Origin of the sequence: Streptomyces albireticuli, assembly GCF_002192455.1 — a bacterium.
GTDB classification, from domain to species: Bacteria; Actinomycetota; Actinomycetes; order Streptomycetales; family Streptomycetaceae; genus Streptomyces; species Streptomyces albireticuli_B.
Genome location: NZ_CP021744.1, coordinates 6,155,960 through 6,175,343, shown reverse-complemented (window position 1 = coordinate 6,175,343; position 19,384 = coordinate 6,155,960). Strand labels below are relative to the sequence as shown.

The window sequence follows — 19,384 nt, the reverse complement described above, 5'->3', positions numbered from 1 at the left end:
ATGAACGACCGCCCCCGACCGGCATTCCGCCGGCCGGGGGCGGCCTGTTTCCCGGGGGTGTCCCTTTCGGGAGAGGGGCTTACGAGGGAGGTCTCCCGGCCGGTCAGGCCGGCTTCCCGCCGAGGGACTCCAGCAGCTTCCGGAGCGAGTCGGCGAGGGCGTCCCGCTCGTCCCGGTCCAGGCCGGCCAGCAGGCGTTCCTCGGTGGCGATGTGGTCGGGCAGCACCCGGTCGATGAGGGTGAGGCCCTCCTCGGTGAGGGAGACGACCATGCTGCGGCCGTCCGAGGCGCTGGGGGTGCGGGTCACCAGGCCGCGGGCCTCCAGGCGGTCGAGGCGCTGGGTGATCGCCCCCGAGGTGACCATCGACGACCGCATCAGCTCGGCGGGCGTCAGGCGGTGCTCGGCGTTGCTGCGGCGCAGGGTGGCGAGGACGTCGAACGAGGCGGCGTCCAGCCCGTGCGCGGTGAACGTGCGGCGCAGCTCGGCGTCGACCAGGCGGGAGAGCCGCGAGAGGCGGCCGATGACCGCCATGGGCGAGGCGTCGAGGTCGGGGCGGCGCGCGCGCCACTGTTCCAGTACTCGGTCGACGTGATCTGTCATGCCCCCAGCCTAAGCAGTTCCTTAGCGGTGAGGTAAACCCTGGACGGATACCTTAGCGGTGAGATACATTGCTTTAGTGCTAAGCAATCGATTCGGGACCGTCGCACTGACCGCCCTCGCGCCCGCCATCTGGGGTACGACCTATCTGGCCACCACCGAGCTGCTGCCGCCCGGCCGGCCGCTGCTGGCCGCCGTGGTGCGGGCCCTGCCCGCCGGGCTGGTCCTCGTCGCCGCGACCCGGCGGCTGCCGAGCGGGATCTGGTGGTGGCGGGCGCTGGTACTGGGCGCGCTCAACATCGGGGCGTTCTTCGCCCTGCTCTTCGTCGCCGCCTACCGGCTGCCGGGCGGGGTCGCCGCCACCATCGGCGCCCTCCAGCCCCTCTTCGTGGCCCTCCTCGCCGCCGGCCTGCTCGGTGAGCGCCTGACCCGGCGCACCCTGCTCACCGCCGTCGCGGGGGTGGCGGGCGTCAGCCTCCTCGTCCTCCGGGCCGACGCCCGGCTGGACGCCCTCGGGGTGGCCGCGGCGGCGGGCGGCGCGGTCGTCATGGCCACGGGCGTCGTACTCAGCAAGCGGTGGGTCTCCCCCGCGCCGCTGCTCGCGACGACCGGCTGGCAGCTGGTCGCGGGCGGGGTCCTGCTGCTGCCCGTCGCGCTCCTGGTCGAGGGCCCGCCGCCGGCCTCGCTGAGCACCGCCAACCTGGCCGGCTACGGCTATCTGACGGCCGTCGGCTCGGCCCTCGCGTACGCCCTGTGGTTCCGGGGCATCCGCGAGCTGTCCCCCACCCAGGTCACCTTCCTCGGGCTGCTCAGCCCGCTGGTGGCCACGGCACTGGGCCTGGCCGCCCTCGGCCAGGGGCTCACCTGGGCCCAGGCGGCGGGCGGGCTCGTCATCCTCGCCGCGCTCGTGGTGGCGCAGCGGCGGCCCGCTCCCGGGGCCCGGCCCCCGGCCGGCCCCGCCGGCGCGCCCCGCGCCGCGGTGCCCGCCCGCTCGGCCCGCTGAAGCACCCGGATCACCGGCGCAGCACCCCTTGAACATCCGCTGAACATCCGCACGTCCGTCGAAGGAGCAGGAAAGATGCGCATCACCGTGTTCGGAGCGGCCGGCAACGTCGGGAGCCGCGTGGTCACCGAGGCCCTCGGCCGGGGCCACGAGGTCACCGCCGTCGTCCGCCGCGAGGCCCGCTTCCCCGAGCTGCCCGCCGCCGCCCACGCCCGCACCGGCGACGCGGCCGACCCGCGGGACGTGGCCCGGCTCGCCGCCGGCCAGGACGTGGTCGTCACCGCGACCCGGCCGGCCCAGGGCAGCGAGGGCGACCTGCTCACGACCACCGAGGGGCTGCTGACCGGGCTGTCCGGGACCGGGGTCCGCCTCCTGGTCGTCGGCGGCGCGGGCAGCCTCACCGTGCCCGGTACCGGCGGCACGACCGTGGCCGACGCCCCGGACTTCCCGCCCTCCTGGCGGCCCATAGCCCTGGCCTGCAACGCCCAGCTGGCCGCCTGCCGCGCCGCCACCGAGGTGGACTGGACGTACCTGAGCCCGCCCGCCCTCCTGGAGCCGGGCACCCGCACGGGCCGCTACCGCCTGGGCACGGACGAGCTGATCGTCGACGCCAAGGGCGAGTCGGCCGTCTCGATGGAGGACCTGGCCGTGGCGCTCCTGGACGAGGCCGAGAACCCCCGGCACCGGCGGACGCGGTTCACCGTCGGGTACTGACCGCGCCGGGCGGGCACGGGGGTCCCGCCCGTACGCGTCAGCGGCCCTGGAGCCGCTCCAGCTCGCGCCGGTCGCGCTTGGTCGGGCGCCCGGCGCCGCGGTCGCGCACGGCCGCCACCGCGACCTGCTCGCGCGGCGGGGGCGGCGGGCTGTTGTCGACGTAGCACTCGGCGGCCACCGGGGCGCCGACCCGCTTGCGGACGAGCCGGGAGACGACCACGATCCGCTCGTGCCCGGCCAGGCGCAGCCGCACCTCGTCACCGGGGCGCACGGCCTGCGCGGGCTTGACCCGCTCGCCGTTGACCCGCACGTGACCCGCGCGGCAGGCCGTCGCGGCCAGCGAGCGCGTCTTCGTGAGCCGCACGGACCAGATCCAGCTGTCGACCCGCACGGGCCCCTCGTCTTCAGCCATGCCCCGACTCTAGTGCCCCCTCCGCCGGGAACCCGGCACTCTCGCCCGGATGCCCACGGGGACGGGCCGTTCGCCCCCGCCGACCGTAGACTTGGCACCGTCCCAGCACACGTGTCGGACCTCGAGACGAAGGGCACGCCAATGCATGCGAGCAAGGGCGACCGGTTGGTGACGCACGGCCGCGTGGTCGGGGAGCACGACCGCGTCGTGGAGATCGTGGAGGTCCTGGGGCCGAACGGGACCCCGCCGTTCCGTGTCCGCGCCGAGAACGGACACGAGACGATCATGTCCCCGGGCCCCGACACCTCGGTGGACCACCGCCGTCAGTCCACCGACCAGGTCTAGCGCTCCGCCACGGCTCAGCGGGGTGGGCGCGCGCGGCCCGGATAGTGGTCCTGGACCACGCGCGCCATCGCCCCGATCGGGTCGCTGACCACGAATTTCGCCGAGAACCAGACGTGGCCGAGCACCTCCGGGCAGCCCCGGGCGAAGGAGAGGTGCCGGGAGAGCTCGGCCGGGTCCTGCCAGGGGGCGGGCTGCCCCGGGTCGCCCGCCCGGTAGAGCGCCTCGCCGATGTACAGCTGCACATCGGTGCCGCGCACGGCCTCCGCCCACCACGGCACGAGCTTGGCGTAGTCGGCGGCGGCGAAGCCCAGGTGCCAGTACACCTGCGGGACGATGTAGTCGATCCACTCCTCGCGCACCCATTTACGGGTGTCCGCGCCCAGGTCGTCGTAGGTCTGGACACCGGCCCTGGTGTCCGAGCCCCGGGGGTCGGTGGATCTGTTGCGCCAGACGGCGAAGGGGCTGATCCCGAAGCGCACGTGCGGCTTGCGTGCCCTGATCCGCCGGCCCATCTCCCGCACGAGGCGGTCGATGTTGTCGCGCCGCCAGGCGGCCCGGTCGGGGAAGCCCGTGCCGTGCCGGGCGTACGCGGCGTCGTCGTCGAACTTCTGCCCGGCGACGGGGTAGGGGTAGAAGTAGTCGTCGAAGTGCACGCCGTCCAGGTCGTAGCGGGTGACGGCGTCGAGCATCGCGTCCTGGACGAAGCGGCGGACCTCCGGCAGGCCGGGGTTGTAGTAGAGCTTGCCGCCGTAGCGCACCACCCAGTCCGGGTGCAGCCGCGCGGGGTGGGTGGCGGTCAGCTTGCGGGGGTCGGTGTGGTTGGCGACGCGGTAGGGGTTGAACCAGCCGTGCAGTTCCAGGCGGCGCTTGTGGGCCTCACGCACGGCGAAGGCCAGCGGGTCCCAGCCGGGATGCCGCCCCTGGACCCCGGTCAGGTACTCCGACCACGGCTCGTGGGGCGAGGGCCAGAAGGCGTCGGCGGTCGGCCGCAGCTGGAGGACCACGGCGTTGAGCCGGCGGGCCACGGCGGCGTCGAGGAGCGCGATCAGCTCCGCGCGCTGCCGGTCGGGGGTCAGGCCGGGCTTGGACGGCCAGTCGACGTTGACGACGGTCGCGATCCACATTCCGCGGAACTCACGTTTCCGGTGGAGCTCACCCGGCTTGCGGACGTCGGCGGCTCCCGGGACCCCCTCGCGGGCGCTCGCCTCCTCCTTCGCCAGCATCGCGGACATCACTCCCGCGGCGGCCACGGTGAACCCTCTTCGACTCATACGCCCCATATGCGGCCCACTCCTTGTCGGATCGGTCACACCATACGGCGGGAGCATGCCCGCCCCGGCCAGCCGGGCACCGCCTGTCGCGGAGTAACGTCTGGATCGAGGCGGGCACGCGCCGGGGGTCCTCCCCATCGCTACCAGCGGTAAGAGGTACGGCCACCCGCCGGACGACCAAGATCAGCGAAAGGCACGATGTGACGGACACTGTGGCAGACGTGGCACGCGTCGGGGTGGTGGGCTGCGGCCAGATGGGCGCGGGCATCGCGGAGGTCTGCGCCCGTTCCGGCCTGGACGTCAAGGTCGCGGAGACCACCGGCGAGGCCCTGGAGCTGGGCCGCACCCGCCTGACGAACTCGCTCGGCAAGGCCGCCGAACGCGGCAAGATCACCGAGGAGGAGCGGGACGCGACGCTGGCGCGGCTGAGCTTCACCACGGACCTGGGCGAGTTCGCCGACCGCGACCTCGTCATCGAGGCGGTCGTCGAGAACGAGCAGGTGAAGACGGAGATCTTCCGGGTGCTCGACCAGGTGATCACCCGCCCGGACGCCATCCTGGCCTCCAACACCTCCTCCATCCCGCTGGTGAAGCTGGCCGTGGCGACCTCCCGCCCCGACCAGGTCATCGGCATCCACTTCTTCAACCCGGCCCCGGTGCAGAAGCTCGTCGAGCTGATCCCCGCGCTGACCACCGGCGAGGAGACGATCAAGCGCGCCGAGGCCCTGGTCTCCCAGGTCCTGGGCAAGCACGCCATCCGGGCGCAGGACCGCTCCGGCTTCGTCGTCAACGCCCTCCTCATCCCTTACCTGCTCTCGGCGATCCGGATGTTCGAGTCGGGCATCGCGAGCCGCGAGGACATCGACAACGGCATGGAGCTCGGCTGCGCCCACCCCATGGGCCCGCTGAAGCTCACCGACCTGATCGGCCTGGACACGGTCGCCTCGGTCGCGGACAGCATGTACCAGGAGTACAAGGAGCCGCTGTACGCCGCTCCCCCGCTGCTCCAGCGCATGGTCGACGCGGGCCGCCTCGGCCGTAAGACCGGTTCGGGCTTCTACACCTACTGACACACCTGCCGGGCCGGCCCGCCGGCGCCCCCACGGGCCCGCGGGCGGACGCCCACGGGCCCCCGCGGCGCCCCGGTGTGACGCCGCGTCACCGTCGCACACCCGTGTTCGCACGGGGTGTGCGACGGTGACCCGCACTCACCCTCCGCACACGCTCCCGCCCCCTGCGTCCGCGCGGTTGACTCCCCTCGTGAACACACACACGGAGAGTCTTCCGGAAGGGGTACGTACCGTGACCAGCCATCCCGAGCACGCCGTCAAGTCGTCGGCCGAGCTCGCGGAGCTCCGTCGTAGCCTCGATGTCGGCGTCGTCCGCATCGACGGCCACCTCGCCCTCCTCACCCAGCGCAGCGATCAGTCGGAGCGCGACATCAGCGAGATGGCGGTGCGGCTACGGGCCCTCGAACACGGCAGGTGGCCGCTGCCGTCGCTCGCCGCGCTCACCGGGCTCGCCGCCCTGGGGCTGACCGTCTGGCAGGCGGCGGGCCGGTGAGCACGGTACGCACCTGATCCTCACCCCGGCCCCCGTCCACGGGAGAAGGTGCTCAGCCGAGCCGCATGTGGTGCAGGAGCAGCAGCGCCGCCGCCATGTTGGCGGCCGGCACCTCGCCGCGGCCGATCATGTCGGGCACCAGCTTGAGCGGCACCCATTCCCGGCGGTCCGACTCGAAGCCGTCCTCCGGCTCGCCCATGCACTCGGCCTCGTCCGACCAGTAGATGTGGTGCCGGGCGTCGGTGAGGCCGTTGGACGGCTCGACGGACATCAGGTGCCGCAGGGGGCCGGGCCGCCAGCCGGTCTCCTCCTCCATCTCCCGGGCCGCCGCGAAGGCCGGGTCCTCGCCGTCCTCGACGACACCCGCGGCCAGTTCCCAGCCCCAGGTGTCCGTGATGAAGCGGTGCCGCCACAGCAGCAGAACCTCATTGGCCTCGTTGACCACCGTGGCCACGGCGACGGGCCGCAGCCTGATGACGAAGTGATCGAGGTGGCGGCCGTCGGGGAGTGCGACATCCGCGAGATTGACCCGGAACCAGCGGTTCGAGTAGACCGTCCGCTCCTTGAGATTCTTCCAACGCACGTATTGCCACCTTCCGCCAAGGTGGCCACCTCCCCGGGCGCTGTCCTCACAAGGGCACGCGCAACGCCCCGTCGATCATCTCGGCGGCCTCGGCGGTAGCCGCACACCCACTCTCGATCAGGTGCTCGCGCACCGCCCGGAGCCGGTCCCGTAAGCGCTGCGATTCCATGCCTCTCGCCTGCTCGGTCATCTCCCGGGCGGTGGCCACCGCCTTGTCCGCGTCTCCTTGACGCAGCTCGATGTGCGTGAGCATGGCGAGCCGGTGGACACGGCCCCGGTCGTGGGCGGGGGTGTCGACGGCGCGGTCCGCGTGCTCACGGGCGGGCCCGAGGTCGCCGAGGCTGAGCAGGGCCTCCGCCACCTGGACATTGACCAGGCCCGGCTGGACGTAGCCGGTCTCGGCGGGTTCCGCGCCGCGGTGGATGCGCTCGGCGGCGGTCTCGGCGCGGCGGATGCAGGCGAGCGCCCCCGCGCCGTCGCCCAGCCGCGCGTACGCCTTGGCCTGCATCGCGTAGAGGTCGGCGGCGAGCGCCGGGGTGAGCTCCGGCCCGGCGGACCGCAGCGCGGACTCGGCGAACGCGACGGCCTGCCGGTACTCCCTCATGAACAGCGACTGGTTGACCAGCAGGGCGATCACATACGCGCCGAGGCCCCGGTCCCCGCTGGCCTTGGCCAGCCGCAGCGCCTGGTGGAAGTAGCGCTGGGCCAGGCCGTGGGCGTCGGAGTCGTAGGCGCAGATCCCGGCGACGGCGACCAGCCCGCCCGTGGCCCGGTGGAGCTGACGGCCCGTCTCGTCGGTGTAGCTGCCGCGCAGCAGGGGCGCGGCCTCGGCGTTGAGGAAACCGACCACCCGGGCGCGCGTGGCGATGCCGCCGGCCTTGCGGTACATCTGCTCGTAGTGGGCGCGGGCGGCGCGCAGCATCTCGATGTCGTCCATGGAGACCCGGGTCAGGCCGCGCCGGGAGACATCGGCGTCCTCGGGCGGGTTCTCCCACTCCCAGACCGGGATGACGGCGGGCGTCCCGGTGACGGCGGGCGCGCTGACGATGTGCTCGCGCTGCTGTTCGTCCGAGCGCCACAGGGCGGTGGCGCGCTCGACGAAGCCGGAGAGCGGGGTGTTGGGCAGCCGGGGGCTGCCCGGGGTGCCGAGGCCTATGTCGTCGAGGGTGAGCGCGCGGCGCAGCCGCTCCCCGAGGACCTCGCAGATCAGGTCGGGCACCTGGCCCCGGGGGCGCTGACCGCGCAGCCAGCGGGCGACGGCGGTGTGTTCGTAACGCAGCGCCAGACCCCGGGCCCGGCCCGCCGCGTTGACATGGGCGGCAAGTCCGGCGTGGGAGATGCCCGCCTCGTCGAGGATGGCGTCAAGCAGTGTGTTGGGCTCCATCCTGCCCTCCGGTGCGCTCGGTGAGGTCAGCGTAGTGGAGATCCCTTCGCACGGGGTGTGAACCGGACGTCGCCGAGCGTCAGAGCGGAGCGGTGTCTTCCAGCCGCCGCGAGGGCGTTTCCCGGGGGTCGAACGGGCGGGCACCGGAGGTGAGCGCACCGGGGCGCGGGGCGGTGCCGGGGACCCGGCAGCGGTCCCGGCGGAGCACCATCAGGGCCATGTCGTCGGACAACCGGCCCCCGGTGTGGCGCAGCAGCGCCGTCCGCACCCGCTCGACGACCGCCGCCGGGACGACGGGGGTGACCGGGGCCGCGTCGGCCAGGACCCGCGCCAGCGGGAAGAACTCCCCCCGGGCGTCCCGCGCGTCCTCCGCGCCGTCGGTGTGCAGCACCAGGGCGTCGCCCGGCGCCAGCCACGTCAGCCGCAGGACCGGCAGCTCCGCGGGCAGCGGGAACAGGCCGAGCGGGGGCAGCGGATCGCCGCGCCCCACGGCCGTGGCGCGCACCCGGTGCCCGGGGGTGCGGGAGAGGCGGTAGGGCCAGGGGTGGCCGCAGTTGAGGGCCTTGACGAGGCCGTCGGGGCCCACCTCCAGGAGCAGGACGGTGACGAACTCCTCGCCGAGCGCCCGCTCGCCGAGCTGCCGCTGGAGCGCGCGCTCCAGGCGGCGCAGCACCCCGGGAAGCTCCGGCTCGTCGTGCGCGGCCTCGCGGAAGCTGCCGAGGACGGCGGAGACGGTGCCGATCGCGCCGAGGCCGTGGCCGCGGACGTCCCCTATGACGACGCGGACGCCGTGCGGGGTGGCCAGGGCCTCGTAGAGATCGCCGCCGACGAGCGCGCCCTCGCTGACGGACAGATGGCCGCCGGCGAGGGTCATCCCGCCGAGCCGGGGCGGCAGGGGGCGCAGCAGTGTCCGCTGCGCGGCGGCGGCGACCTCGCGGGCGCGCTCCAGCTCCCGCAGGAGCCGGCGGCGGCCGGCGGTGAGCAGATGGGCGAGGGCGGCGACCGCGACGACCGCGCAGCAGGTGCCCAGCCGGGCGGCGGCGTCGAGGCGGCCGGCCGAGCCCAGCGGGACGAGCGCGAGGAGGGCGCAGACCCCGGCGAGCAGCACGCACTGGCGGCGGCCGGTGCCGGCGCAGGCGAGGGCGGGCGCGGCGGCGAGCAGCTGGACGAGATGGGTGCCGCGGGGGCTCAGCAGCTCCGCGGCGACGACGGCCAGCACCCAGAGTCCGGGAAGCGCGAACACCATCCCCTCCCCAGCGCACCGCCCTTGTCCGGATCATGCCGTCGGCCCCCCTAGCAGCAATGACGCACTCGATTCTCGCGAGCACTCACCGCCGAGTAACGACCTGACCCTTCAATTCCACCCTATTGAGTGATATTCGGACACTCAGGGACGATGGCACGCGCGAGGGGCGCACCCGGTGAACCGGATGCGCCCCTCGGTGGCCCGGCGGCTCACACCGCCGGACCGGGTCCCGGAGGACCCGGTGGAAACAGCGGGACTCACGCCCCGCGCAGCACCGCGCCCGTGCGCGCGACCGCCGAGGCGACGGCGGCGTCGCGGGCGGCCGAGGCCTCGTCGGCCGTCAGCGTGCGGTCCGCGGCGCGGAACCGCAGCGCGTACGCCAGCGACTTCTTGCCCTCGCCGAGCTGCTCGCCGACGAAGACGTCGAACAGGCGCAGCGACTCCAGGAGCTCGCCGGCGCCGGCCCGCAGGGCGGCCTCGACGTCGGCGGCGGGCACCGAGGCGTCCACGACGAGCGCGACGTCCTGGGTGGCCACCGGGAAGGCGGAGACGCGGGGGGCCTGGAGGGGACCGGTGCCGGCCCGCTCCAGGAGGTCGAGCTCGATCTCCATGGCGCAGGTGCGCTCCGGCAGGCCGAAGGCCTTGGTGACGCGCGGGTGGAGCTCACCGGCGCTGCCGACGAACACCTCCTGGCCGTCGATGACGGCGAGCAGCGCGGCGCAGCGGCCCGGGTGGAACGGCGCGTGCTGGTCCTGACGGACGATCAGCTCCACGCCGGCCTCACGGGCGACCGTGCGGCCGGCCTCGACGGCGTCCGCCCAGGTGGCCTCGCGGCCCTTGCCCCACCAGCCGGCCAGCTCGCGGGAGCCGGCGAGGACGACGGCGGCCCGGCGCGGCTGCCGGGGCAGCGCGGCGTTCAGGCCGGCGATCTCCTCGTCGGTCGGGCGGCGGTCGACGGGCAGCCGGACGGCGGCCGGCTCGTCGCCGGTCGGCCGGAAGACCAGGCCGGTCTCGAACAGCGCGAGGTCGTGCCCACCGCGGCCGTCGTTGCGCCGCAGGGCGGCGAACAGGCCGGGCAGCAGCGTGGTGCGCAGCGCCGGCTCGGTGTCGGCGAGCGGGTTGACCAGGCGCACCACGGTGCGGCGCGGGTCGTCGGCGGCCAGGCCGAGCTGGTCGAGGGCGGCGTCCCCGAGGAAGGGGTAGTTGAGCGCCTCGACGTAGCCGGCGCCGGCGAGGGCGCGGCCGACCCGGCGGTGCAGACGCTGCCGCTCGGTCAGGCCCCGGCCGGCCGGCGGGCGCGGCAGGGTGGAGGGCAGGTTCTCGTAGCCCTCCAGGCGGATGACCTCTTCGGCGAGGTCGTTGGGGTCGGTGAGGTCCGGGCGCCAGCTGGGCACGGTGACGATGAGCTCGTCCTGCCCGTAGACGTCGCAGCCGACCTGCTGGAGGCGGCGGACGACGGTCTCCCGGCCGTACTGGACACCGGCGACGCGGTCCGGGTGGTCGGCGCTGATCGAGATCGTGCGCGGCCCGCTGGGGGCGACGATCTCGGTGACGCCGGCCTCGGCGGTGCCGCCCGCCAGCAGCACCATCAGGTCGACGGTGCGCTGGGCCGCCGCGGAGGCGGCGTTCGGGTCGACGCCGCGCTCGAAGCGCTTGGACGCCTCGGAGGACAGCTTGTGGCGCCGGGCCGTACGGGCGATGGAGACGGCGTCGAAGTGCGCGGCCTCGATGACGATCTCGGAGGAGCCCTGACCGGCGGCGTGGTCGCCGATCTCGGTCTCGGCGCCGCCCATCACACCCGCGAGCCCGATCGGGCCGCGGTTGTCGGTGATCACCAGGTCCTCGGGGTGCAGCGTGCGCTGGGTGCCGTCGAGGGTGGTGAGCTTCTCGCCGCGCTCGGCACGGCGCACGCCGATCGTGCCGTCCACGCGGGACCGGTCGTAGGCGTGCAGCGGCTGGCCCAGCTCGAGCATCACGTAGTTGGTGACGTCGACGGCGAGCGAGATCGGGCGCATGCCCGCCTTCTGGAGGCGGCGCTGGAGCCAGATCGGGGAGCGCGCCTCCGCGTCGACACCGGTGACGGTGCGGGCGGTGAAGCGGGAGCAGCCGGCCGGGTCGGCGACCTTGACGGGGTAGCCGTAGCTGTTGGGCGCCGGGACGTCCAGCAGGGCCGGGTCGCGCAGCGGCAGGCCGTAGGCGGTGGCGGCCTCGCGGGCCACACCGCGCATGGACAGGCAGTAGCCGCGGTCCGGGGTGACGGCGATGTCGAGGACCTCGTCGACGAGCTCCAGGAGCTCGATCGCGTCGGTGCCCGGCTCGTACTCCTGCGGGAGCACGATGATGCCGTGCGTGCCGTCGTCGCCCATGCCCAGCTCGTCGCCCGAGCAGATCATGCCGTGCGAGGTGCGGCCGTACGTCTTGCGGGCGGCGATCGCGAAGTCACCGGGCAGGACGGCGCCGGGGAGCACCACGACGACCTTGTCGCCGACGGAGAAGTTGCGGGCGCCGCAGACGATCTCCTGGGGCTCGCCGGTGCCGTTGGCGGTGCCGACGTCGACCGTGCAGAAGCGGATGGGCTTCTTGAAGCCCTCCAGCTCCTCGATCGTGAGGACCTGGCCGACGACCAGGGGGCCCTTCAGACCGGCGCCGAGCTGCTCGACGCGCTCGACCTCCAGGCCGGCGGCAACGAGCTTGGCCTGCACGTCGCGACCGGTTTCACCGGCCGGCAGGTCGACGTATTCCCGCAGCCAAGAAAGCGGGACCCGCATCAGATCTCCATCCCGAACGGCCGGGTGAAGCGCACGTCACCCTCGACCATGTCTCGCATGTCTTCGACGTTGTGGCGGAACATCAGCATTCGCTCGATGCCGAACCCGAAGGCGAATCCGCTGTACTTCTCCGGGTCGATGCCCGCGGCGATCAGCACCCGGGGGTTGACCATGCCGCAGCCGCCCAGCTCGATCCAGCCCTCGCTGGAGCACGTGCGGCAGGGGCGGTCGGGGTTGCCGACCGACTCACCGCGGCACACGTAGCACTGCATGTCCATCTCGGCGGACGGCTCGGTGAACGGGAAGTAGTTCGGGCGCAGCCGGGTGGACATGCCCGTGCCGAAGAGCGCCTGGACCATGTGGTCCAGGGTGCCCTTGAGGTCAGCCATGGTGAGGCCCTCGTCGATGGCGAGGAGCTCGACCTGGGTGAAGACCGGGGTGTGGGTGGCGTCCAGCTCGTCCGTGCGGTAGACGCGGCCGGGGCAGATCACATAGACCGGCGGCTCGCGGTCGATCATCGTGCGGACCTGCACCGGGGAGGTGTGGGTGCGCAGCACGACGCCGGAGTCGGCCTTGCCCTGCTTGTCCTGGACGAAGAAGGTGTCCTGCATCGCACGGGCCGGGTGGTCCGGCTCGAAGTTCAGCGCGTCGAAGTTGAACCACTCGGCCTCGACCTCGGGGCCCTCGGCCACCTCGTAGCCCATCGCGACGAAGACGTCCTCGATGCGCTCGGAGAGCGTGGTCAGCGGGTGCCGGGCGCCGGCGGGGGCGCGGTCGTACGCGAGCGTGACGTCCACGGCCTCCTCCACGAGCACCCGGGCGTCGCGCTCGGCCTCCAGCTCGGCCTGGCGGGCCGCGAGGGCCTTGCTGACCGCGCCGCGGGCCATACCCACGCGCTTGCCGGCCTCGGCCTTGGCCTGCGGCGGCAGGGCGCCGATCTCGCGGTTCGCCAGGGACAGCGGCGACGTGGGACCGGTGTGGGCGATCTTCGCCTCGTGGAGGGCGGAGAGGTCGGCGGCCGCGGCGAAGGCGGCGAGCGCCTCGTCCCGCATGCGCTCGAGCTCTTCCGGTTTCAGTGCCTCGACCTCGACAGGGTCGTACGACTTATTGGGTGCGGACATCTCTTCCCGTGCTTCCGATTGTCCCCCAGCTACCGCTGGGAGGTACCCCCAGGCTTCGCCTTCGCTGCGCGGCTTCGCCCCTGAGATGGTGCCAAGGTCGTGCCAAAGGTGCCAAAGGTCGAGTCTAAGGGGCGCGCGTGGTGGGGTGGGCCCGTGGGCCGCGCCGGGGGGAGCTCCCCCCTGTCTCCCGCCGGTTTCTCAGCCCTGGGTGAGGAAGGCGGGGGCGCCCACGGGCAGGGTGAAGCGGAACTGGGCGCCACCCCGGACCGCCCGCTCCACCGTGATCGTCCCGCCGTGGGCCTCGACGATGCCCTTGACGATGTACAGGCCCAGGCCGGTGCCCCCGCGCTTGCTGCCCCGCCAGAAGCGGGTGAAGACACGACTCATGGACTCCTCCGGGATGCCGGGCCCCTCATCGCTCACGGTGACCGCCGTGCCCTCGGTCCGGGCCTTGGTCAGCGCCGGGGACACCGCTATGGTGACCGTTCCCGCGCCGTGGCGCACGGCGTTTTCCAGGAGGTTGCCCAGCACCTGGTCGATCTTGTCCGGGTCGGCCCAGAGATCCGGCAGCGGATCCTCCACCTCGACCCGGAAGCGCTCCTCGGGATGCCCGGCGGCGGTGTAGGCCTGGATGTGGCGGCGCACGGCGGCGACGACGTCGACGGGCTGGCGGCGGACCTCCAGCCGGCCGGAGTCGATCCGGGAGATGTCGAGCAGCTCGGCGATCAGCCGGGTGACGCGGTCGGCGTCGGCGTCGACGGTCTCCAGCATCAGGCGCTTCTGGTCGTCGGTGAACCGCTCCCACTTCGCGAGCAGCGTCGCCGTGAAGCCCTTGACGGACGTCAGGGGCGAGCGGAGCTCATGGGCGACGGTGGCGATCAGCTCGGCGTGGCTGCGCTCGGTGCGGCGACGGGCCTCGGTGCCGCGCAGCTGGACGACCAGCCGGCGCACCGGGCCGTTGGGCCGCTCGCGGACGTAGCGGGCGGAGACGAGGACCTCGCGGCCGCCGGGGAGCAGGAGATTGCGCTCCGGCTGGCCGATCCGGGTGGTCAGACCGCCGTACGGGTCGGTCAGCGGCCACCAGCGGCGGCCCTCCAGGTCCTCGAAGGGCAGGGCGCTCTCCAGGGACCGGCCGAGTGCCTCGCGCGGCGCCACGGCGGTGATCCGGGCGGCGGCGGCGTTGAAGCAGGTCACCCGGCCGTTCTCGTCCGCCACGACCAGGCCGTCCGGCAGGTCGTCGGGGTCGATCCCGAGGCCCGGCAGGGACGCCTCGCGGGCCCCGCGGGCTTCCCTGACACCGTGGGTGTCAGGAGAAGCGGCCGGACAGGCGTCGGCCACGCTTCCGGAAGTCCTGACGTTCATCATCCGCACCCCCTCCCGAGCCCCCGGGGGCAACCCTACTAGCTGAAGGTCACGGAGCGGCACCCTCCGGGTGCACGCTGCGCACGGGCGGAGGCGTAGAGGCACACGGCGGCGGCCGTGGCGAGGTTCAGACTCTCGGCCTTTCCGTGGATCGGCACCCGGACGACCTCGTCGGCCAGGGCCCGGGTCTCGGCGGGCAGGCCCCAGGCCTCGTTGCCGAAGATCCAGGCGGTGGGGCCGCCCATGGTGCCCTGGTCCAGCTCGGCGTCCAGGTCGCGCTCGCCCGCGCCGTCGGCGGCCAGGATCCGCGCCCCGGCGCCCTGGAGGCCGCGCACGGCCTGCTCCACGGGCACGCCCACGGCGACCGGCAGGTGGAAGAGGGAGCCGACGGAGGCCCGGACGGACTTGGGGTTGTAGAGGTCCACCGAGGCGTCGGTGAGCACCACGGCGTCGGCGCCGGCGGCGTCCGCGCAGCGCAGCACGGTGCCGGCGTTCCCGGGGTCCCGGACGTGCGCGAGGACCGCGACCAGCCGGGGCCGGCCGGCCAGGATCTCCTCGAAGGGGGTGTCCAGGAAGCGGCAGAGGCCGACGATGCCCTGCGGGGTGACGGTGTCGGACATCTCCGCGATGACCTCGTCCGTCGCGATCAGCACGGGCACACCGGCCTCGCGGGCGGCGGTCACGACGTCGGCGTGCCGCTCGGCGGCGTCCGGCGTCACGTACACCTCGATCAGGTGCTCGACGGCCTCGCGGACGGACTGCGGCCCCTCGGCCAGGAAACGGCGTTCCTTGCTGCGGAAGCTGCGCTTGGTAAGACGGCGGGCCGCGATGACTCGGGGCGATCGCAGGGACGTCAGCTCGGGGGCCGCCATGGGCTCACTTTCGGTTGCTGGGCGTGCCGTGCGGTGTCGGGGTTCGTCCCGGCACCCCCGGTCCACGCCGTCGTGATGGGGTTCCGGCCCGGCGGAATCGGCTGCCCGGAGCTGCGGGTCGGCCGTGCGGCGCGGGGGCCGGACGCGAGCGGACCCGCAGGCCGGAAGGCCTGCGGGTCCGCTCGATGCCTTGGGGCGCCGGGATCAGGCGGCGGCCTTCGGGGCGTTGACGTCGGCCGGCAGCGCCTTCTGGGCGACCTCGACGAGCGCGGCGAACGCGTTCATGTCGTTGACCGCGAGCTCGGCCAGGATCTTGCGGTCCACCTCGATGTTGGCGGCCTTCAGACCCTGGATGAGGCGGTTGTAGGTCATGCCGTTCTGGCGGGCAGCGGCGTTGATGCGCTGGATCCACAGCTGACGGAAGTCGCCCTTGCGCTTCTTACGGTCGTTGTAGTTGTAGACCAGGGAGTGGGTGACCTGCTCCTTGGCCTTGCGGTACAGGCGCGACCGCTGGCCGCGGTAACCGCTGGCCGCCTCGAGGATCGCCCGACGCTTCTTGTGCGCGTTGACTGCGCGCTTGACGCGTGCCACTTGTTAACTCCTTGTAGCGGGGCCGCGGTGCGTTCTCACGCGGCCCGAATTCGAATGGGTCCCGGTCCGACGCGCACCCCGTGGGTACGGGGCGCGGAGCGTCACTTGCCGAGAAGCTTCTTGATCTTCTTGGCGTCGCCCGGGGCCATCTCGGCGTTGCCGGTGAGGCGACGCGTCAGCTTGGACGACTTGTGCTCGAGCAGGTGGCGCTTGCCGGCGCGCTCGCGCATGACCTTGCCGGAGCCAGTGATCTTGAAGCGCTTGCTGGCACCGGAGTGCGTCTTGTTCTTCGGCATGCGCCGTATCTCCTCGTCGGTGGCGCTTCTCCGGCCCGCGGACGGGCACACGGAAGCGTCAGCTGTGTTCGGTTGCTTTCCGGGGCGAACCCCGGGGGCGATCCGCGGGGCGAGGCCCTCGGATCACGCCTCTGCGGGCTCCTCGGCGGACTGCTCCTGCTCGGCGGAGTCGTCCGCGGCAGAAACACCCTGGCGCTCCGCCTTGCGGGCGGCCTGCGCCTCGCGGGCTTCGGCCATCGCCTCGGTCTTCTTCTTGTGCGGACCGAGGACCATGATCATGTTTCGGCCGTCCTGCTTCGGGTTCGACTCGACGAAACCGAGGTCCTGGACGTCCTCCGCCAGCCGCTGGAGCAGTCGGTAGCCGAGCTCCGGCCGGGACTGCTCGCGACCACGGAACATGATCGTGATCTTGACCTTGTCGCCCTGCTTGAGGAACCGGACGACGTGACCCTTCTTGGTGTCATAGTCGTGCGGGTCGATCTTCGGCCGGAGCTTCATCTCCTTGATGACCGTGTGCGCCTGGTTCTTGCGCGCCTCACGGGCCTTCATGGCCGACTCGTACTTGAACTTCCCGTAGTCCATGAGCTTGCAGACCGGCGGACGTGCGTTCGCGGCCACCTCGACGAGGTCGAGGTCGTACTCCTGCGCAAGCTCCAGGGCCTTGGCAAGCGGCACAATGCCGACCTGCTCGCCACTGGGACCGACAAGTCGCACCTCGGGGACGCGAATCCGGTCGTTGATGCGGGGCTCGGCGCTGATGGATCCTCCTCGGTAGCACCACGCGGCCGCCTGGCGGACAGCCACGTAACGTCTGTTTCGTCAGACCAACCGCGCCGGTGCACAAAAAATGCCCCGGACGGGACACAGGCGGGGCTCCATAAATACCGGAACGCCGCGGTGCGATCCGCGGGGCATATCGGGCAGCTCCATCGTCCGTACGGAACGATGGGCGCCGCCTGACCGGAGACCTGCCGGCCTGAAGCCGACCAGGTGGGAGAACGGAGCCTCCACTTGTGGGCCGGGCACGAGAGTGTCCAGCCGGTCATGTGTCCTCACCTTAGCAGCGTTGACACGTAGCGTGCCAACCCGTGGCGAACCGATTCGCCGCCGGGCCGTATCGTGGGCGCCATGAGCGACGCGACCCCCACCGGCGAGACGCCGGACTTCGACACCATGACCCGTGACATCGCGGACGTACCCGCGGTCGAGGTGATCACGACGGTCGCGGTGCACCTGATGAGCTCGGCGGCGGTCAACCTCGGACTCGCCGAGGAGGGCGACCAGCACAAGGACCTCGACGAGGCCCGCAAGCTGATCACCGCCCTGGCGGGTCTGGTCACGGCCAGCGCCACCGAGATCAGCAACTTCCACGCGGGGCCGCTGCGCGACGGCCTGAAGTCCCTCCAGCTGGCCTTCCGCGAGGCGTCGGTCGTGCCGGACGAGCCCGGCCAGGGGCCCGGCGAGAAGTACACCGGCCCCGTCTTCGGCTGAGCCCCTCACTCACTCCTCCTCGCGCGCGTCCGGCCGGGCCGGCTTCACACCGCCCGGCCGCGACGACGTCGAGAGCTCGTCCGCCAGGTTGGCCGGGCCCATCCTCGGGTGGGTCAGCTGGTGGGCGAGGGCCGCGAGCGCGCCGCCGACCAGCGGCGCCACGATGAACAGCCACAGCTGGGCCATCGCCGGGCCGCCCGCGAAGAGGGCCGGGCCCAGGCTGCGCGCCGGGTTCACGGAGGTGCCGGTCAGCGGCACGCCCACCAGGTGGATCACACCGAGCGCCAGGCCGATGGGCAGCCCGTCGAAGCCCACGACGGCCACCTTGTGGGTCACCGCGAGCACGACGAAGACCAGCAGGAAGGTCAGGACGACCTCCGCGAGGAACGCCCCGCCGGTGTTGATGTGCACCAGTGAGCGGTCCCCGTAGCCGTTGCTGCCGAAGGCACCGTGCGTCTTGAGCCCCGGCACCTGCTTGGCCAGCAGGAACAGCACCGCCGCGCCGACGATGCCGCCGAGCAGCTGGGCGACCCAGTACTCGATGGCCGTACGGAGCGTGATGCGGCCCTCCACCAGCAGCCCCAGCGTCACCGCCGGGTTGACGTGGCACCCCGAGATCGGGCCCAGCGCGTACGCCAGGGCCAACAGGGTGAAGCCGAACGCCAGGGCGATGCCGAGCACACCGATGTAGTCGGCCGCGAGGACCGCGGAGCCGACGGCGAAGAAGACCAGCAGCGCGGTGCCGAGGAACTCGGCCGCGACGGTTCTCGTCTGTACGGGGTCGAGCCGCAAAGACCCCAGATTCACGGCGTCCATCGGTCCTCCCGGGGATCTCGTGGACTGTCTTCGCATTGTCGGACGATCCCCGGGTGCCCGCCTGTCGGCCGGTGGCTCAGCGCGTGAAGAGCGGCTCCCCCGGGAGCGTCGCCCCCGCCGGGAGCAGGGCCATGTCCAGGCCCCTGACCAGCCGCGCCCGCAGCACGTCGTCCGCCGCCAGCGCCGTCGCCACCCGCCGCACCGTCTCCTGCGGCGCCTCGTCCTCGGCCAGCGCCAGCGCCAGCGTCCCGTCGGCGTCCCGCGCCGGGCCCAGGTACGCCCGCAGCACGCCCGGCTCCGCGGCCAGCACCGCGCGCAGCGCCTCGGCGACCGCCGGATCCGCCAGCGGGTCGGTGCTCCCCCGCCCCTCGGCCAGCGCCAGCAGCGCCGGGCCGGTCAGCGCGTACGGCACCGGGCCCGCCATGTCCAGGACGATCGTGTCCGCCTTCTCGTGCGCGGCCGCCTGGAGCGCCTGGTGCAGCGGCACCGCCACGGGGCGCGCGTCCGCGCGCCAGCGGGCCAGCGTCTCCGTCGACGTGAACGCCGGCAGCGCCTTGCGCCCGCCGGGCGCCTCCAGCGTCGGCACGGCCATATCACTGGTCTTCTCGCGCTTCAGCCCGTCGGGCCCCGTCTCCACCTCACCGAGCACGGCCACCACGGGCACGAGCAGCCGCGCCTTCGGCAGCGCGGCGAGCACCCGCCCCTCGGCGGCCGGGTCCGCGGCCCAGGCGGCGAGCGCGTCGGCGAGCGCGGGGTCGGCCGAGCCGTTGTCGTCGGAGAATCCGGGGTCCGGAATGTTCTTCAGCACGGTTTGAGCCTACCGGCCGGGGATGCGGGGGCTTTGAGCGGTTGTCCCTCCTCGGAACGCCGCCGTCCGGCCTCTGCGCGCTGTCACGTGCGGCGGCGTTTCCCGCTGCGGGGTCCGCTGCGCGGGGGCGGGTGCGTTGC

21 protein-coding genes are annotated in these 19,384 nt (G+C 73.2%); 6 read left to right on the top strand and 15 right to left on the bottom strand.

What is annotated here, in order from left to right; all coding sequences use genetic code 11:
- Positions 1-103 precede the first annotated feature (103 nt).
- Entirely contained in the window at positions 104-601 is a 498-nt protein-coding gene (locus tag SMD11_RS26790) for a MarR family winged helix-turn-helix transcriptional regulator (RefSeq protein ID WP_087928890.1), read from the bottom strand.
- A 76-nt stretch (positions 602-677) separates the two neighbouring features.
- Between SMD11_RS26790 and SMD11_RS26785 the strand changes: the two genes are divergently transcribed.
- Positions 678-1,601 (top strand): EamA family transporter, encoded by a 924-nt coding sequence (locus SMD11_RS26785; protein WP_199843959.1) that lies wholly within the window; start codon positions 678-680, stop codon positions 1,599-1,601.
- A gap of 75 nt (positions 1,602-1,676) precedes the next feature.
- Complete coding sequence (locus SMD11_RS26780; RefSeq protein ID WP_087928889.1) at positions 1,677-2,315, top strand: NAD(P)-dependent oxidoreductase; 639 nt, start codon at positions 1,677-1,679, stop codon at positions 2,313-2,315.
- Positions 2,316-2,352: 37 nt separating this feature from the next.
- Here the strand turns inward: SMD11_RS26780 and SMD11_RS26775 are convergent, their stop codons facing one another.
- Positions 2,353-2,727 carry an RNA-binding S4 domain-containing protein gene (locus tag SMD11_RS26775; protein WP_087928888.1) on the bottom strand — a complete coding sequence of 125 codons (375 nt, stop codon included), beginning with the start codon at positions 2,725-2,727 and terminating at the stop codon, positions 2,353-2,355.
- Between the two features lie 141 nt (positions 2,728-2,868).
- Between SMD11_RS26775 and SMD11_RS26770 the strand changes: the two genes are divergently transcribed.
- Positions 2,869-3,072, top strand: coding sequence for a DUF1918 domain-containing protein (locus SMD11_RS26770; RefSeq protein WP_087928887.1), 204 nt, complete (start codon positions 2,869-2,871; stop codon positions 3,070-3,072).
- Positions 3,073-3,086: 14 nt separating this feature from the next.
- On the opposite strand, the gene SMD11_RS26765 is transcribed toward SMD11_RS26770, so the two are convergent.
- Positions 3,087-4,343, bottom strand: a complete 1,257-nt coding sequence (locus tag SMD11_RS26765) for a glycoside hydrolase family 10 protein (protein WP_418952485.1) — start codon at positions 4,341-4,343, stop codon at positions 3,087-3,089.
- Positions 4,344-4,555: 212 nt separating this feature from the next.
- Between SMD11_RS26765 and SMD11_RS26760 the strand changes: the two genes are divergently transcribed.
- Together SMD11_RS26760 and SMD11_RS26755 are read left to right on the top strand one after the other, a co-directional pair.
- Positions 4,556-5,413, top strand: coding sequence for a 3-hydroxybutyryl-CoA dehydrogenase (locus SMD11_RS26760; RefSeq protein WP_087928885.1), 858 nt, complete (start codon positions 4,556-4,558; stop codon positions 5,411-5,413).
- 232 nt (positions 5,414-5,645) lie between these two features.
- On the top strand, positions 5,646-5,906 hold the full coding sequence (locus SMD11_RS26755; RefSeq protein ID WP_087928884.1) for a hypothetical protein: 261 nt from the start codon (positions 5,646-5,648) through the stop codon (positions 5,904-5,906).
- 52 nt (positions 5,907-5,958) lie between these two features.
- Here SMD11_RS26755 and SMD11_RS26750 read toward each other — a convergent pair whose 3' ends face one another.
- The 10 genes from SMD11_RS26750 to infC form a co-directional block, all read right to left on the bottom strand.
- Positions 5,959-6,489 carry an NUDIX hydrolase gene (locus SMD11_RS26750; protein WP_087928883.1) on the bottom strand — a complete coding sequence of 177 codons (531 nt, stop codon included), beginning with the start codon at positions 6,487-6,489 and terminating at the stop codon, positions 5,959-5,961.
- A gap of 46 nt (positions 6,490-6,535) precedes the next feature.
- The gene (locus SMD11_RS26745; protein WP_087928882.1) at positions 6,536-7,873 is read right to left on the bottom strand and encodes a transcriptional regulator; all 1,338 of its coding nucleotides are present in this window, start codon (positions 7,871-7,873) and stop codon (positions 6,536-6,538) included.
- 79 nt (positions 7,874-7,952) lie between these two features.
- Positions 7,953-9,119: a PP2C family protein-serine/threonine phosphatase gene (locus SMD11_RS26740; RefSeq protein WP_087928881.1), complete on the bottom strand. Its 1,167-nt coding sequence runs from the start codon at positions 9,117-9,119 to the stop codon at positions 7,953-7,955.
- 257 nt (positions 9,120-9,376) lie between these two features.
- A complete protein-coding gene (gene pheT / locus SMD11_RS26735; RefSeq protein ID WP_087928880.1) occupies positions 9,377-11,887 on the bottom strand; it encodes a phenylalanine--tRNA ligase subunit beta in 2,511 nt (836 codons plus the stop codon).
- Complete coding sequence (gene pheS, locus SMD11_RS26730; protein WP_087928879.1) at positions 11,887-13,008, bottom strand: phenylalanine--tRNA ligase subunit alpha; 1,122 nt, start codon at positions 13,006-13,008, stop codon at positions 11,887-11,889. Before pheS ends, pheT begins: the two co-directional genes overlap by 1 nt.
- Before the next feature lie 198 nt (positions 13,009-13,206).
- Entirely contained in the window at positions 13,207-14,370 is a 1,164-nt protein-coding gene (locus SMD11_RS26725; protein ID WP_087930749.1) for a sensor histidine kinase, read from the bottom strand.
- A 38-nt stretch (positions 14,371-14,408) separates the two neighbouring features.
- Positions 14,409-15,242 (bottom strand): TrmH family RNA methyltransferase, encoded by an 834-nt coding sequence (locus tag SMD11_RS26720; RefSeq protein WP_087928878.1) that lies wholly within the window; start codon positions 15,240-15,242, stop codon positions 14,409-14,411.
- 204 nt (positions 15,243-15,446) lie between these two features.
- Positions 15,447-15,833, bottom strand: coding sequence for a 50S ribosomal protein L20 (gene rplT, locus SMD11_RS26715; protein ID WP_071964710.1), 387 nt, complete (start codon positions 15,831-15,833; stop codon positions 15,447-15,449).
- A 101-nt stretch (positions 15,834-15,934) separates the two neighbouring features.
- Complete coding sequence (gene rpmI, locus SMD11_RS26710) at positions 15,935-16,129, bottom strand: 50S ribosomal protein L35 (protein WP_071964711.1); 195 nt, start codon at positions 16,127-16,129, stop codon at positions 15,935-15,937.
- Between the two features lie 123 nt (positions 16,130-16,252).
- Positions 16,253-16,933 (bottom strand): translation initiation factor IF-3, encoded by a 681-nt coding sequence (gene infC, locus SMD11_RS26705; RefSeq protein ID WP_087928877.1) that lies wholly within the window; start codon positions 16,931-16,933, stop codon positions 16,253-16,255.
- A gap of 324 nt (positions 16,934-17,257) precedes the next feature.
- Between infC and SMD11_RS26700 the strand changes: the two genes are divergently transcribed.
- On the top strand, positions 17,258-17,620 hold the full coding sequence (locus tag SMD11_RS26700) for a DUF1844 domain-containing protein (RefSeq protein WP_087928876.1): 363 nt from the start codon (positions 17,258-17,260) through the stop codon (positions 17,618-17,620).
- Positions 17,621-17,629: 9 nt separating this feature from the next.
- Here SMD11_RS26700 and SMD11_RS26695 read toward each other — a convergent pair whose 3' ends face one another.
- Both SMD11_RS26695 and SMD11_RS26690 read right to left on the bottom strand, forming a co-directional pair.
- Positions 17,630-18,436 (bottom strand): MIP family channel protein, encoded by an 807-nt coding sequence (locus tag SMD11_RS26695; RefSeq protein WP_087928875.1) that lies wholly within the window; start codon positions 18,434-18,436, stop codon positions 17,630-17,632.
- Positions 18,437-18,512: 76 nt separating this feature from the next.
- Positions 18,513-19,244, bottom strand: a complete 732-nt coding sequence (locus SMD11_RS26690) for an SseB family protein (RefSeq protein ID WP_087928874.1) — start codon at positions 19,242-19,244, stop codon at positions 18,513-18,515.
- Between the last annotated feature and the right edge of the window lie 140 nt (positions 19,245-19,384).